Source organism: Pseudoalteromonas sp. McH1-7, from assembly GCF_013366255.1.
Lineage (GTDB): Bacteria > Pseudomonadota > Gammaproteobacteria > Enterobacterales > Alteromonadaceae > Pseudoalteromonas > Pseudoalteromonas peptidolytica.
In genome coordinates, this window is sequence record NZ_JABWPQ010000004.1 from 1 (window position 1) to 14,435 (window position 14,435).

Here is a 14,435-nt window from a genome sequence, read left to right on the forward strand (position 1 = left end):
AAGATTATAAATTGTCGTTTGATTTTCATGTTTGAATACTAACTCTTTAACACCATCACCATCAAAGTCTATTGATGTTGTTAATCCTGTTTTGTAGTTGGGCTCAGCAACCAGTGAAATGCTATATTTAGCCACGTCACTATTAAAGTCTTTGATTTCGAATGGCCTTGTAATGTCAAGTATTAAGTGATTATTTTGGCGAAGATACTCAGGATTATTATCACCATCAATATCACCCAAGAACTGAAAATATCCAAGAATAGGTTTTGTTGTGTATGACGAGCCATCCATATTCATTATTTTAGTTTTATAAATATATTCGTCATATGGTTCACCTCTGGTCTGATATACAATTTTATCAACAAGGTTGCTTCCAAAAGAATCAACAGAAATTTTTCTCAACACTGACCGTTGCGTAGTGTCTTTACCAGCAATTTCTTTTGCCCATAATTCACTTTGCGTGATAGGGGATATATTGCTGAATGTTACAATATCTTGGAATATAAACGGTGGGTACGGTGATTTCCAGGGGTAAGCGCCTGCTGAAATCTTTTTATTTACATCAATAATCCTTAATTCACCATCTTGGTTGGCTAAATACACATCACCATTGAATCCCAGTTCAGTTATTTCACCAAATAAAACTTCTTCGACGTGAAGTTTAGTATTTTGCTCAATCTTTTCTTTTTGCTCATCACCATACAAGTCTAAATAGCTATAGATATGGTGATAGATTTTAGGTTGATAATCTCCACCTCCTTCTGTGAAACTTTTACCGATAACCTCTTTTTCTCGAGTTAGGTAATCATAGTATTCAATATCTAAAAGGTAATGATTATAGGGAAAATCGTAACCGTTAATAATTTTCGTATTAAGTTGATATAAAGTGTTGTTGAACTTTGATGCTCGGCCATACTTTGAATAGCCAGGCTCCTGATTACAATTTTCTAGAGAATTCCCTACAGGCCAAATAACACTGCCATTTTTTACGTCGATCGTACAGTCCTCACTAACTACTTCATCTGTTCCATCATCGTTTATATCTTTAGTAAATAAATAAGTGCCTGTTACCGCAAGCGTGCCAACTTGATTCATTTCACTATCTTGAATTCGGTAGATTTTACCGTCCCATGTCAGCATTTCATTAAACAGATGATTGGTAAACTTCCCAACAACAAAGTCAGAGTGTGGTAAGTTGTAGTGCGCTTTGGTTTCTAGTGTGTGCATGTCGAGCGTAGACATACTGCTTTCATTTATCAGCAGGATTTCGACGTCACCATCGTTATCTATGTCTTTAAATTTAACGATATCAGCGGTTACATTTGGGAGCGCTTTTACATATTTTCTAGCAGTTAAATTGAGAAGGTGTACGTTTTGTGCCTGGCTTATAACAACAGCAAAGTGATTATCAGATCGTCTATCATAATAAATTTCAAAAGAATCTATTGATTCATTGTCGCTCTCGAGTTTTATTGAATCAGTCAGTGTTGTTTTTATACTTTCATTTTCAGAAGGTGTATTTACAATATACAATCGTTGCTTGTCGTTATTAATCATTGTAACGATGTCTTTTTTATTATCATTATCAACATCGATGATTCTGATATTACTCAAGTCTCTAAAGCTTGAGAAATGCTTTATCTTCTCGACGTGAGCCTGTGATTGTTGGGTTGCTAATAGCAAGGTGAGAAGTGTAGACGTGATGATAAATTTCATGCTATTCCTTTAAACTATTATACTATCAATGTACTTTGATACTGGCGATAGGTGACATAAACAAGGTTAGCATAATTTGCTTTATTCTGTAACTGAATTAGGGAAGGGTATGGAGAAAGCGAATGTTAACTTTTTAGCAGCTCTTAAAAAATAAGTATGTCACGACACTATGTTTGCTTGTTTTAAGGCTGTTTTGAACTGCTTACTTTAGTTATTTGCAAACAAAAAGTCGCCCGAGGGCGACTTGGAAACGTGACATCATGTAAAAACAGGGGGGAGCTCAATCGATTATTTATTTTCGATGAGTGTGCCTTTGCCAATTTCAATCTTTCTTGGCTTGAGTGCTTCAGGAATTTCGCGCTCAAGGTCAATAAATAGTAGGCCGTTTTCAAGGCCTGCACCAATCACCTTTACGTGGTCACCAAGTTGGAATTTACGTTCAAAGTTACGCTCTGCGATACCTTGGTGAATAAACTTACGATCGGCTTTGTCTTGTTTGTTTTGCTTTTCACCCTTGACTGTCAGGGTGTTGTTTTCTGACTCAAGGCTCAGCTCTTGCTCAGTAAATCCAGCAACAGCCATGGTAATTTGGTATTTGTCTTCACCGGTAGCTTCGATATTATATGGCGGAAAGCTTGGCTGCTTTTCGTTGCGTGATGCCGCATCCATTAATTGTGCTAAATGGTCAAAACCGATGAATGAACGATAAAGTGGAGATAGGTCTACTGTACGCATAATTTGTATCCTCATAAAGCGATAATTAAGCTATTTATTGCTTCAATTAAAGCCAATAAATAGTATATAAAACATTTACTTAGTTTGGGTTGGGACCCTGTCGGCGTCCTCACAATACTATTTATGGACGAAGCAAATACTTTTCAAGAAACTTTTTTAAAAAAATTTTTATTTACCTGAATTTTATAAGGTTCTTTAAAAAAAAAATGTCTTTGCAGGTTAAAGAAGCATCATTTGATGCCTCCTTCTTAGTGCATTATTTCGGGCTTAAGGTTTGCTGTCGCAACATAGAGACTTGATCAAACCCTATCCCCCAGTCGTCAGTTTCAATTTCCTCAATGACGACAAAAGTAACTTGCGGCGCTTTATCAAGGACATCCACCATAAGCTGAGTTGCCCCCTTTATTAAGGCTTGTTTCTGAGTAGGTGTAACGCCTTCCTTGGTGATTTTAATATTGATGATTGGCACAGGTTACCTCCTACAGGTCATCGTACATCTTATTGACGATACACCATTGTCCATCTTCTTTAAGTAAACCAATAAAGTCGATGTAGTGATGTTCAAACAGAGGGCAATACAGCTTGACCATTGCTTGATGGTTTACAACATCCACGGACAAAATACGGTAATTAAAAGCTGCATTTTGGCTTTTGGGCGTTTGTCGAGATGAAACCAAATCTAGCCACTGTGATTTAGTGCGCCTCACCCCAGGACTTTTGAGCACCGCGTCTGCGTGAAAAATTACATCCAGCTTTTTAATATCTCCTTGGTGTAGCCCTTCAAAATATTGCTGGATAACCTCGGTTACTTTGTCTAAATCTTGTTGTTTAGAAATAGCCTTAGTCATATTAAGCTCATGCGCATTTGCTGTGTGCTTGCTCTGCCGCTATCGAGGCGGTAAAACTAGGCCTTGCTTCAACCGCCGCTAACATCTTTCGTACTTTTTCGGGAATGATAATATCGACTGGAAAATAGGCTCCCCAACGTGCATATACAGCCAGCATGATATCCGCAGCGGAAATTTGATCGCCCCCTAAAAATGTTTGCTGTTCGAGCTTTTTCTCGACCAACATCCATAATTCGTTGATGGCAATCGCTGCCGCTTCTAAAAATGGCTGACGTGCACGCTCATCTGCAATTGCACCTGTAGCAAAAAATAGGCGGTTGTAAGCTGGGTGCATCGTGGCATTGGCAAAAAGAAGGTTTTCTATTGCTTGTTGCTTATGAAAAACATCCGCTTTAGGAAGAAGGTTATTTTCGTGTTTATTGAGTAGATAAAGTAGGATTGCTGCTCCTTCTACTAACGTGTTTTCGCCATCGTTAAGAACTGGGACTTTACCTGTTGGGTTAATGGCTAAAAAGTTATCTACACCGCGTTTGTCAACAAGTTCAAGGGGTTGCTTTAATTCTCTTAGTATGACCTGTGTTGCTAGCGCACAAGCACCCGGTAGGTAATATAACGTATACATAGTTGCTTTCCTTATTTGCTTCTTGGCTAAAAGATATGCTCAGTGTATAAACTTGATGATGTTTGATATATAGCTACAATGAGAACCAAGAGTTCACATAGTGGAAACAATTATCAAGGAAAGTATGAACAAGCTACGAGCGATAGAAATGTTTGTAAAACTGACTGAGGTACGCAGTTTTACTCGTGTTGCAGAGCAGTACAATACGTCTAAATCCATGGTCAGTAAGGAGATCAGCCGACTAGAAGCTGAGCTTGGCGCTAGGCTTATACACCGCACCACACGTAATTTGCAGCTTACGCACGTGGGAGAAGGCTATTTGCAACGGGCAAAAGATATTCTCAATAAGTTAGAAGACGCAGATACCTTTGTTCAAGAGTCACAGCAAGCACCCAAAGGCAAGTTAAAGGTAAATGTGCCAATGGTGCTTGGGATCACTGACTTGGCTGCAATGTTTGCTGATTTCATGCAAGCGCATCCAGATGTCGACCTCGAAATACATTTAGGAGATGAGGATGTCGACTTAGTAGAGCAAGGGTTCGATTTAGGCTTTCGGGCTTCTAGTCGCCCGTTTGACTCAAGCTATATAGGTAAGGAAATTACTCGATTTACTTATCATGTATGTGCATCAAAACAGTATTTAGAGTGTCATTCCGCTATCCATTCAGCACAGGATTTAGTGCATCATAATTGTTTTGAATACAGTTATTCAAAACGTAAAAATTTATGGCCACTAGACGACGGTGTGCGAGTAAAAGGCCCTCTTAAAGTGAATAATGTTCTTTTTATGCTGCAAGCAATTAAAAGCCACTTGGGCGTCGGTTTTTTACCTGAATTTGCTTGCAGGGAAGCGCTTGATAAGGGCGAAGTTGTGAGTATTTTACAGGATGCAAAAAAGCCTAAGTTAACTTTATATGCGCTATATCCAGCACGCCAATTTGTGCCAGCTGCGGTACTTCAGTGTATCGAGTTTTTACAGGCTTGGTTTAAACGAGAAGGGCACTGACTATATAACCTAAGTTGCTGATAATTAATGCCTTTCTAGCAGTCAGTTTTACTCCTTCAAATTGAGCGAGTATTAAGTCAAATTGGTATAACTACGGGTTTGGATGATGGAACGGTCAATGAAATGTGATAAGCAAAATACCAATGGAAAAATAGGTTTGGGGCTGACTATCGGGGTGGGATTGGTGCAGCGGTGGGCGTTGCATCTGGGCAAATCATGTACACCTTACCTATCGGCATTGCGATGGCAATCTTGATTGGCCGTAAGTATTTTTAATCCTTTTTGACACTTGATGCGTATCTGTGGTTCCGATTAAAAGACAACAAGATTAAGTAAGTGCAATTTAGTGACTCAGAAATTTCCAGGATCATAGAAATGGCGTGGGAAGATAGAACGCCATTTGAAGCTATCGAACGACAGTTTGAACTGAGTGAGCCTGAAGTGATCAAGCTAATGCGTAGCAGCCTAAAACCCAGTAGTTTTAAGCTCTGGCGGCAACGAGTAAGTGGGCGCAACACCAAGCATGTTAAACTTAGAAGCAAAGCGGTCAATCGCGGGTATTGCAAAACCCAATACAAACAAAGGTAACTCTGTATCCATACCTTTGATCTCTACTCTTTTCTTTACCGAGGGTCGCTTGCAAGTAAGCCGTAAAGCGCAGAGTCTGATACGTCGCCAGCGATTTCCCAGCGAGCGCGCAAATGTCCCTCTTTAGTAAACCCAAGTTTTGCGAGTACTTTGGCTGAGCCAATATTAGCGGGATCAATTTCCGCCTCAATGCGTCTTAACTTTAGTGTTGAAAAGGCATAGTCAATGAGCGCAGTGCCAATTTCTGGAATAACACCTTGCCCCCATTGAGATTTGGCAATACCAAAGCCAATCTCGGCTCGGCGTGACTCTTTATCCCAGCTAAACAGTAAACATTTACCAATTAATGCTTTATCACCTTTTGAAACGATGGCCAATGTGAGCGCTTTTTGAGTGGTCAAATCTTCATGTGATTGCTTAATAAATTGCGTTGCATCATGGAGGCTATCCCAAGGTGGCGTGTTCCAATATCGCATGACGTCTGTGTCTGAGAATATGGCAAATAGCGCTTCGGCGTCTTGTGAGGTTAAGGGTCTAAGGGTGAATCGCTCGGTGTCGAGTTTGATTGTAGTTAATTGCAATATCTTTTTCCTTGATAAAAAAGGGCGCAAATTAGCGCCCTTCACAACAAACTGAGTTGCTTATTTATTCGCGTCTTTAACTGCTTTTAGCTTTGCTGCATGGTCAATTTCGTAATCTGGCATGTCTTTTTTGCCTTCGATTAGGTAGTTGTCCATCCACCGCATCAAGCGTAAGCTATAGTCGTACTGTGCAGCTACTTTGCGGTTACCGTGACCTTCACCTGGGTAGTAAACTAGGCGTACGTCTTTACCTTGTACTTTCATGTAGCGATAAAGCTCCATAGATTGTGCAGGGTGTACACGTGGGTCATCTTTACCGTGCATGATGAGTAATGGCGTTTTAGACTGGCCAGCCCAGTAGATTGGGCTGCGCTCTAAGTACCACTGCCACTTATCCCAAGGGTAAGAACGAGCGTGTACTAAGTACATTTCGTTTGAGATGTCGGTAGTACCAAACTTAGACAGCTGGTTGGTTACGCCAACAAACATCACGCTTGCTGCAAAGTGTTCGGTTAATTTTGTCGCACCCCAAGCTGACGCATAACCACCGTAAGAGCCGCCAGTAATACCAACGCGCTTAGTGTCTACTAAACCGGTATTGACTAGGTATTCTTTCATGTCTACCAAGTCGTCAAACTCTTTACCTGCGTAGTCACCTTGGCCAAGTTTTGAGTAATCAACGCCTTTACCTGTCGAACCACGGTAGTTTGGATAGAATACCGCATAGCCGCGTGCCGCACCCATTTGACCTGGATCTGAATAACTTGTTAGCCAACCATTTTTATCATGGCTTTCTGGACCGCCGTGCACTGACATGATCAATGGGTAACGGGTGCCTTCTTGATAATCCAGTGGGTAAATTAATACACCACCAATTTCAACGCCATCGCGAGCTTTAAAGTTAATAGCCTCTTGCTTTGCAAAGCGCTTGTTATCTAACCATGGATTAGAGTTTGATAGGCGAGTTGCTTTACTTGAGCGGATCATAAACACTTCATTTGGGTGCTTAGCGGTGTTTGCACGTAGAGCAATGGTTTTGTCTGAATCAGAGATAGATAGATTCGATGCGATGAACTTACCTTCTTTGATAAGCTTCTTGTATTTTTTAGAGCCGACTTTAATTTGGCCTACAAAGCTTTCAGCACCTACGTTTGCAATAAAAGTTAGCTGGTTCTTACGGTTTGACCATTCAAAATCACCAATGTGACCCATAAAGTTCGGGATCCACTCTTCTACTTTACCGCTTTGTGCATCGGCAAGGTATAAGCGACCAGTTGCAGGGTCGTGCTTATCTTCAGCACCTAAAATCGCGATGTATTTACCATCATGAGAAAACTCAGCGGTGCCAAGCTTACCTTCTGTTTTGAACGAAGTGGTGATTTTTTGTGTTTTCGCATCAAGTACATGCCATTGTGACTTCATGTACTTATCATCGATAAGTGCGGTTGGCTGAGTTTTAACGAGCAACTTTGAGGCATCGTCAGCCCAGTTGATTTCACTCACATACCCTTCGATATTAAGAGCCGCTGGGGTCAGCGGTTTTTCAGAAGCCGTAAGGTCAATAATATGAAGCTGTTTGTTTTTTAAACCCAGTTCATATACTTCAGCCATAAAACCAAGTTTTTTCAGCTCTTTTTCTGATTTCTCAGCGGCTGGCATTGCCAAAACAGCTACTTTTTTGCCATCAGGACTTAGGTTATATGAAGAGATCCCTCTGCCTTTTAGCGCAAGTACTTTTTGTGCTTCACCACCGTTCACGGCGATGCGATAAAGCGCACGTTGCTTATCTTCTTTCTTCTTAGTAAGGAAATAAATAAATTGACCATCGGCCGACCAAGAAATGCTTGAAATACTGACTTTTCCGGTGATAAATGGGCGCTCAACACCTTCGTCATCAACTACGTAAAGTTCGTTGTAGTTTGTACCATTTTTGTCAACGTAAAGCTCACGTGGTACTGAGCGTGTAAAAGCAACAAGCTCTCCATCAGGGCTGACAGACGTTGAACTTACCGACTGGATCTTAGGTATATCTTCAATGGTGATAGTATCACTAGCTAGGCTAGCAGCGCTGGTAAAGCCCATCGCTAAAGCCAAAGCAGACTTAAGTAGTTTCATTATTTATCCTGAATTTTTACTCACTTGTTGTAGCTTCGATATTCTACTTGTCACGAAAATAAAAACCAATGTTTGCGATTAGTTGCCGGTTAAGGCTGATAAAATGAAGCGGTGGCACTTATAATCCAAAGTTCAACGCACCTGAGTGCTCGACTTGATATGCACTAAGGTGATTAATCGCATAGGAAACATAACCTTGGTTATCCAAAATATAGATAGATGCACCACAGTGCCCACAAAAACCATGCTCTCGGATTGACTGTGTTTCTGAGCGTGTAGTTACAAACCTTTCCAAAGATTGACTTGAGTTTTCGATAAGGCCATTTGCTTTAATGAACTGTACACCCGTAGAAGCTTGTGTGATGGTGACAGTGGTAAAAATTCGATAGTGGATCTGTCCACAGTGACAAGATGTGCTGATCATGTTGATGTCCTTTTTGTTTGATGTGTTAAGTTTACTTTTTATTTTTAGTTGATATATATTGATTTAATACAAAGACTTTTTCCTAATGAGAAACAATGAGGAAGGAATACGACAAACTTCACTTACTCAAGATATTTTGCTGCGTTGCTGAACAGCACTCCTTTAGTCGTGCAGCTGAGCAGCTTGGCACCACAACATCAGCGGTGAGTAAATCGATTGCACAGTTAGAATCTGTGTATGACCAAGTATTGTTAAATCGCACAACACGCAAACTTGCATTATCGGATGCGGGTAAATTGGTTTACGAGAAAGGAAAAAAGATCCTCCGCGCATTACGCGATTTAGAAGAGGAGGTCGAGCAAGTTGGCGTGCATCATTCAGGGCATCTAAAAATTACCTTCCCAAATACGATTGGTCGTATGCTTCTGAGCCAAATCTGTATCGATTTTCAAAAGTGCTATCCACAAATAAAACTTGAATTAATGTTTACCGCGGCAAATCAGGACTTAATCGAAGACGAGATAGATGTGGCTTTTAGGTTCTCAGCAGCATTGAAAAATAGTCAATTTTATGTGTTGAAATTGCTTAGCGTAAACGCGACGTTTGTTGCTGCTCCTAGTTATCTTGCTGCGCGTGGTAAACCTGCACAGCTTGATGAGCTAAGTAGCCATAACATATTGTTATCTAAACTTAATCATGTCGAGGATAGCTGGCATGATGGAACTAAGAGTTATCCGCTTCAAGGTAACCTAATAGCAAACAGCCGTTTTCATATTAGAGAGGCAGTATTGGCTGGTTTAGGAATTGCCATACTGCCGTCTTATTTTTGTCAAAAAGATATAGACTCAGGAGCCTTGGTTGAACTATTTACTGAACTACATAGACCACAAGTTCCTTTGCATGCCATTTATAAAGTGAAGCGAGAGCATTCCGCTAAATTGGATTTATTTTTAGGGTTTGTGCAGGAACGATTATCATCGCGATCAGAACTGATATCTTAATCCCGCATAGTAACGTCGGCCGTTAACATATACTCCGGTTGGTGCGTACTCGTTGCGATCATAGGTATAGATCTGTTCGTCGGTTAAATTAATAAACTCAAATTGTGCATCGAGATTATCACTTAGTTTCACCGTGAGGCTGCCGTCCAATTGGCCGTAATTATCCATCATGGTCTCGCCTACACCGGTGGCAAACTGAGTTCGATAATTATAGCTAAGCCGTACGCTAAATTGGTGGTTTTCGTAGTAAGCAGTGAGGTTAGTGCTGTGTTTAGAGGTGCCAGGCACTTTGTCCCGTAAGCCAACTTCAGCGTTATCACGTTTTCCATCAACGTAGGTGTAATTGGCGATTAGCCCAAATCCGTACGCAAGTGTTTGCTGATAACTTAGTTCAACGCCACGGATACTGCCGCCAGCGCCATTATTGGGTCTATCGATAGACATTAAAATGCCTTCATGACGCTCAAGTTTTCGTTCAAACTCAATAAAGGATTCCACCTCTTTGTTAAATAGCGCGATTGAGGCGAGCCCAGCATCGTCAAAGTACCACTCAAGGCTGACATCAAATTGCGCTGCTCTATATGGATCTAGATTGGCGTTACCACCTTGTCCTTGAGCTTGCGTCACGTTGTAATTGGTGGAGGGCATAAGATGGTGAAATTGCGCTCGTGACATGACGCGTGCAATGGAAAAACGGCTAATTAGGCTCTCGCTTAAGTCAAACTTGATATTGGCACTGGGTAGAATATCGCTGTAATCCCGAGATTCTTCATGCCAAATATAGCTGTCTGGCGCATCGATGGGGGAGGCGACACGCTTAAATGCGCCAGAGTCTTGAAAGGTTTTGACCACTCGAACCCCAATGTTGGCAGCATAGGATTCACCAGCGAGTTGCATTTGACCGTAAGCAGCGGCGGTTTTTTCTGTAATATGAAAACGACTGGCTTTTTCTATTTCTTGTTCAAAATTGAGCGTATTAAAGTCTTTGGCAAGCAGTGCAATATCTGCAAAACTGTACTTTTTTAAAGTGTTGTCACTACCTACGCCGCGCAAATAATCATCCACAAAAGTGCCCGGATAGGCGGCCAGGGTAGTGCCAAGCTCACCGGCTAGACCATCAAGCCCTCCATCTTTGGAGCGATAGCGCAAAAAGTCTCGTTGATGGTCTTTGAATTTAACACCAAATTTAATCGCGTCGAGCTGTTTAAAGTCGATATCGTACGCAAAATCAGCTTGCGCGAAGTATGATTTATCTTTGCCATCTTGGCTGTCATTTCGAGCTTCGGTGATAAACCAGCTTGGTGCATCTAACGGTGAAATACCATAACTTGCAACGATGTTTTTTCGCATTGATGTATCAACATGAAACTGGGTGTTAGCAGAAAATTGTGAGGTGACGTCTTCTTTGGTACCGCCTGAACCTTGGCTTAGACCGACTTGAAACTGGCTTGACCAATAAATGCCATCATAGACCAAGTCTAGGTGGGCACTTTTTGTGCTGACCTGCGAGTCTCGCCAAATGGCTTCCATGCTGGTATTGAACAGTGCAGCTGTGGGTAAATAATGGCCGCTCACCAAAGTACCATCTTGTACGTGTAAATCGGTTACCCCGCCGCCTAGGTCAATAGACTTTGCACTTTGCCAGAGAAAGTTTTGATTGTTATTGTCTGCGTTTAGATGAGAATAAAGTAAGTGACTATTTAATCGAAGCCGCGGGGAAAGCTGGAACGCGGCATTGACTGTATAAGCGTGCAACTCTCTTTGCTGCTGAAAAATCGCAGATCCCCCACCCCCTGGAAACCATAACGTCTGGCTTTTATTTTGTGGGCTCTGCTGGGTGGCATACCAAGTATCATTATCACCTTGGTATAACGTCCTATCGTGCCATCCCCAAGATTCTAAGCCGTCGCGCCTGAGGCTGCGATCTCGTCGTGTCGCAGTAAAAAGCACTGCATAATCGCCACTTTTGCTATGGTAGTTGTAAATTGCAGATAGTTGTGGGTCGAGTTTATCGCTTAAGTCACTGTATTGGAATTGGGCTGTTGTAACGCCATAGCCTGAAGGTGTAAACAGAGGGTCTCGGGTTTTTATATTGATTGCGCCACCTAGTGAGCCTTCATCCTGCATAGCTTGTGGTGTCTTGAATACCTCTAGGCTGGAAACGATTTCACTGGGTAATAAGATAAAGTTAAAACCTCGGCTTGGCTGACTTGAGATCCACCAGTCAGCCGAGGCGAGATATTGGCCATTCAAATAGGTTCTATTTTGCTCAGGGGTTGTGCCGCGCACGCCGATCCGTTCACCTTCACCTTGTGCTCGAGAGAGTGAGATACCAGTGATCCGTTGCAGCGCCTCTGCGACGTTTTTATCCGGAAACTTCCCGATGTCTTCAGCACTGATCGTATCTGAAACTTGTTGATTGTGGCGTTTATTACTGAGAGACTTGACAACGCTGTCATGGAAGGCACGAATTTCGATGCGTTCTATGGAGTTTTCAGCAGCCTGATTTTGCTCAACGGCATCACTTGCAGTTGTAATAAATAATACACAACAAGAAACGGTTCGGATGAGAGATGCTGACATTGTGCTCAACTTATAATACGAGTAAGTTACCTTTAGTTAATGCTCATAATACGCTTTTATTACGAGCCTAACCATAGTTTCACAAATTTTTAGTGGTTGATGATTGAAAGCTTAGATAAACGTTTTTTAATCAATGAGATACTTGTTGACCTGAGTAATTTATCTGTATGTGTTGACGGGTCTTGGAGAAGCATCGAAGCGAAGCATGCTGAACTATTGCGTCTGTTGATTGCCAATAAGGGGCAGGCGGTCAGTCGGGAAGTCATTTTAGACACGGTGTGGCCGGGTACTATTGTCAGTGATAATTCTGTGAGCCAGCTGGTGGTACAGCTACGTAAGCTGCTTGGTGACAGCTCAAGCGAGTCAAAAATAATTAAAACAGTACCGCGCCTAGGTTATCAGTGTATTGCGCAAATTGAAAAAGCCCCGACGTTACTTGAGCAAATAGAGGAGCTGTCTCGTGGGCGCGGTGTACAGTTTGCTTTGTTCGGATTTTTTATTGGTTTATTGGTAACTGTACTTGCGTTATTCATCGCTGAGCAGTGGCAAAGTGACGTGCAACAAGATCCAGTCTCTGCTACTCGGATCACGTCCTCCCCGGGTGCTGAAGTGTTTGTTAGCTTTTCTCCAAATGGTAAATATTTGGCATACAGCTATTTAGCAGAGGGCGCTGATCAGTTTGATCTTGCAGTCTATGATCTTGAGACCAAAACAACCCATACCATTAAAAACAGTGGGTATAGTGAAGAGTCGGCAAGCTGGTCTTTAGATGGTAATTGGCTGATTTATTCGCGTTCGGATCCGGTTTCCTGCGAAGTACGGGCGTTACACGTCAAAGGCCCAATAGAAATGTGGCGACTCGCGCGCGATAGCGTGCTTGGCAATTGTAATAGTGCACAAGACTCAGCGCCTTGGTTTGAATATCGAGCAGGCCATTTTATCACTAAATCTTGGGACAAAGCCGGAACCTATCTGCAATCTGTAGAGGTTACTTTTGCAGACAATAACCCTATGGTGATCAACATCGTTGCGTTACCTATTCGCGACGTAACACATTACCAAGTGGATCAACAAACGCTGTTGTATCAGATAAAAGAGCAGGGGGTTTATCAGCTCAACCTAAATCAACTTACAGAGTCTGAAAACCAAAAAATCACGCTCTCTAAACAGTCTTTTTCCGCGCTGAGCCATGGGTATCAGGACGATACTATCATGCTTGCCAAACAAAACTTGAGTGTACTTAAAGGTCGCGTTCAACAAGTTTTATACTCTGGATTTGGCGTGATATCTGAAATTGATGTAAATGCGCAGTTACGTGTTTCGGCGCACACTGAGGGGGTAGCTGAGATAAACTATTATCAGCTTGACGTAGACTCACGAAACAAAGCGGCGCAAAAGCAGTTAACGTCACCCGCAAGGATGGATTTACTTGCTGCTTTATCTGGTGATGGTGCGCATTTTGTGTATGCTTCGGTGACAACCAAAAATAATGATGCGCCACAATTTGAGTTGTGGCATAAACATGCTTTTCGACCAACGTCTAGTTTGCTTGGAACCATGCCCCAGGGGGAAGTGCCTATTCTGTTATTACTTTCGCCTAATAACGAGTATCTCGCTGTATTATCAAAGTCGCATAAAGTGTATTTAATCAGCTCTTTTATTAAAGAAGTTAAAAAAGTAGTTGATAACTTTACCGAAATTGCTGATTTGCATTGGTCACAGGATGGTAGAAAGCTGTATTATCGAGCGAAGCCTGCTATGGAAGCAAAATGGCAGGCATGGCAATTTACCGTATCTCAAGGGCGCAGTGAGCAACAGCCCTTGGCGACTTATTTCCCTGATCTACCTCTTACTCATAAGAATTCTAGTTTTGTAGGGTATAAAGAACAAGTTAGGGAATACCTAATTACGGCACTCGCTGAGATATTTGATATTGAGCAGTTACGCGGATCTTTATCGCTCTACCAACCGGCGGTTTATAGAGATGGAATTTACTTTGTACTAAAAAGAGGTCATCAATTGGTGCTTTACCGCTATTTAAGTAGTGAAAATAAGGTTGAAGAAATTCAACCTATTGGATTACACCTTTATGCAGGGGTTAGCGAGCTACAGATACTAGCAAGCTTTGATGGCAGGCACGTAATATTCAATCGGATCAACAACTATGAAAGCGACATCGTGTTATTGGAGTACGGTAACAGGTGAAGACATTAATG

The 14,435-nt window shown here is 41.8% G+C and carries 13 protein-coding genes; 4 read left to right on the top strand and 9 right to left on the bottom strand.

Annotated elements, in window-relative coordinates; all coding sequences use genetic code 11:
• The 5 genes from HUZ36_RS03695 to HUZ36_RS03715 form a co-directional block, all read right to left on the bottom strand.
• Positions 1 to 1,716, bottom strand: a 1,716-nt coding sequence (locus HUZ36_RS03695; protein WP_176032025.1) for a hypothetical protein, incomplete at its 3' end; no start/stop codon positions are given.
• Between the two features lie 288 nt (positions 1,717 to 2,004).
• A complete protein-coding gene (locus HUZ36_RS03700; protein WP_176032026.1) occupies positions 2,005 to 2,451 on the bottom strand; it encodes an Hsp20 family protein in 447 nt (148 codons plus the stop codon).
• 256 nt (positions 2,452 to 2,707) lie between these two features.
• Entirely contained in the window at positions 2,708 to 2,920 is a 213-nt protein-coding gene (locus HUZ36_RS03705) for a tautomerase family protein (RefSeq protein ID WP_128730807.1), read from the bottom strand.
• 10 nt (positions 2,921 to 2,930) lie between these two features.
• Positions 2,931 to 3,299 (bottom strand): nuclear transport factor 2 family protein, encoded by a 369-nt coding sequence (locus tag HUZ36_RS03710; RefSeq protein WP_125251745.1) that lies wholly within the window; start codon positions 3,297 to 3,299, stop codon positions 2,931 to 2,933.
• 7 nt (positions 3,300 to 3,306) lie between these two features.
• The gene (locus HUZ36_RS03715) at positions 3,307 to 3,921 is read right to left on the bottom strand and encodes a glutathione S-transferase family protein (protein ID WP_176032027.1); all 615 of its coding nucleotides are present in this window, start codon (positions 3,919 to 3,921) and stop codon (positions 3,307 to 3,309) included.
• A gap of 124 nt (positions 3,922 to 4,045) precedes the next feature.
• Between HUZ36_RS03715 and HUZ36_RS03720 the strand changes: the two genes are divergently transcribed.
• Positions 4,046 to 4,927 (top strand): LysR family transcriptional regulator, encoded by an 882-nt coding sequence (locus HUZ36_RS03720; RefSeq protein WP_125251743.1) that lies wholly within the window; start codon positions 4,046 to 4,048, stop codon positions 4,925 to 4,927.
• A gap of 336 nt (positions 4,928 to 5,263) precedes the next feature.
• Positions 5,264 to 5,515 carry a TIGR03643 family protein gene (locus tag HUZ36_RS03725; RefSeq protein ID WP_125251742.1) on the top strand — a complete coding sequence of 84 codons (252 nt, stop codon included), beginning with the start codon at positions 5,264 to 5,266 and terminating at the stop codon, positions 5,513 to 5,515.
• Positions 5,516 to 5,550: 35 nt separating this feature from the next.
• Here HUZ36_RS03725 and HUZ36_RS03730 read toward each other — a convergent pair whose 3' ends face one another.
• From HUZ36_RS03730 to HUZ36_RS03740, 3 genes are all read right to left on the bottom strand, one after another.
• A complete protein-coding gene (locus tag HUZ36_RS03730; RefSeq protein ID WP_176032028.1) occupies positions 5,551 to 6,096 on the bottom strand; it encodes a GNAT family N-acetyltransferase in 546 nt (181 codons plus the stop codon).
• Positions 6,097 to 6,156: 60 nt separating this feature from the next.
• On the bottom strand, positions 6,157 to 8,211 hold the full coding sequence (locus HUZ36_RS03735) for a S9 family peptidase (RefSeq protein WP_128730811.1): 2,055 nt from the start codon (positions 8,209 to 8,211) through the stop codon (positions 6,157 to 6,159).
• 118 nt (positions 8,212 to 8,329) lie between these two features.
• Entirely contained in the window at positions 8,330 to 8,635 is a 306-nt protein-coding gene (locus tag HUZ36_RS03740) for a hypothetical protein (protein ID WP_128730812.1), read from the bottom strand.
• Between the two features lie 95 nt (positions 8,636 to 8,730).
• Between HUZ36_RS03740 and HUZ36_RS03745 the strand changes: the two genes are divergently transcribed.
• Positions 8,731 to 9,636 carry a LysR family transcriptional regulator gene (locus tag HUZ36_RS03745; RefSeq protein WP_125251738.1) on the top strand — a complete coding sequence of 302 codons (906 nt, stop codon included), beginning with the start codon at positions 8,731 to 8,733 and terminating at the stop codon, positions 9,634 to 9,636.
• On the opposite strand, the gene HUZ36_RS03750 is transcribed toward HUZ36_RS03745, so the two are convergent.
• Positions 9,619 to 12,219 carry a TonB-dependent receptor gene (locus HUZ36_RS03750; RefSeq protein ID WP_176032029.1) on the bottom strand — a complete coding sequence of 867 codons (2,601 nt, stop codon included), beginning with the start codon at positions 12,217 to 12,219 and terminating at the stop codon, positions 9,619 to 9,621. The genes HUZ36_RS03745 and HUZ36_RS03750 overlap by 18 nt on opposite strands.
• Positions 12,220 to 12,318: 99 nt before the next feature.
• Between HUZ36_RS03750 and HUZ36_RS03755 the strand changes: the two genes are divergently transcribed.
• Entirely contained in the window at positions 12,319 to 14,424 is a 2,106-nt protein-coding gene (locus HUZ36_RS03755) for a winged helix-turn-helix domain-containing protein (protein WP_176032030.1), read from the top strand.
• Positions 14,425 to 14,435 lie beyond the last annotated feature (11 nt).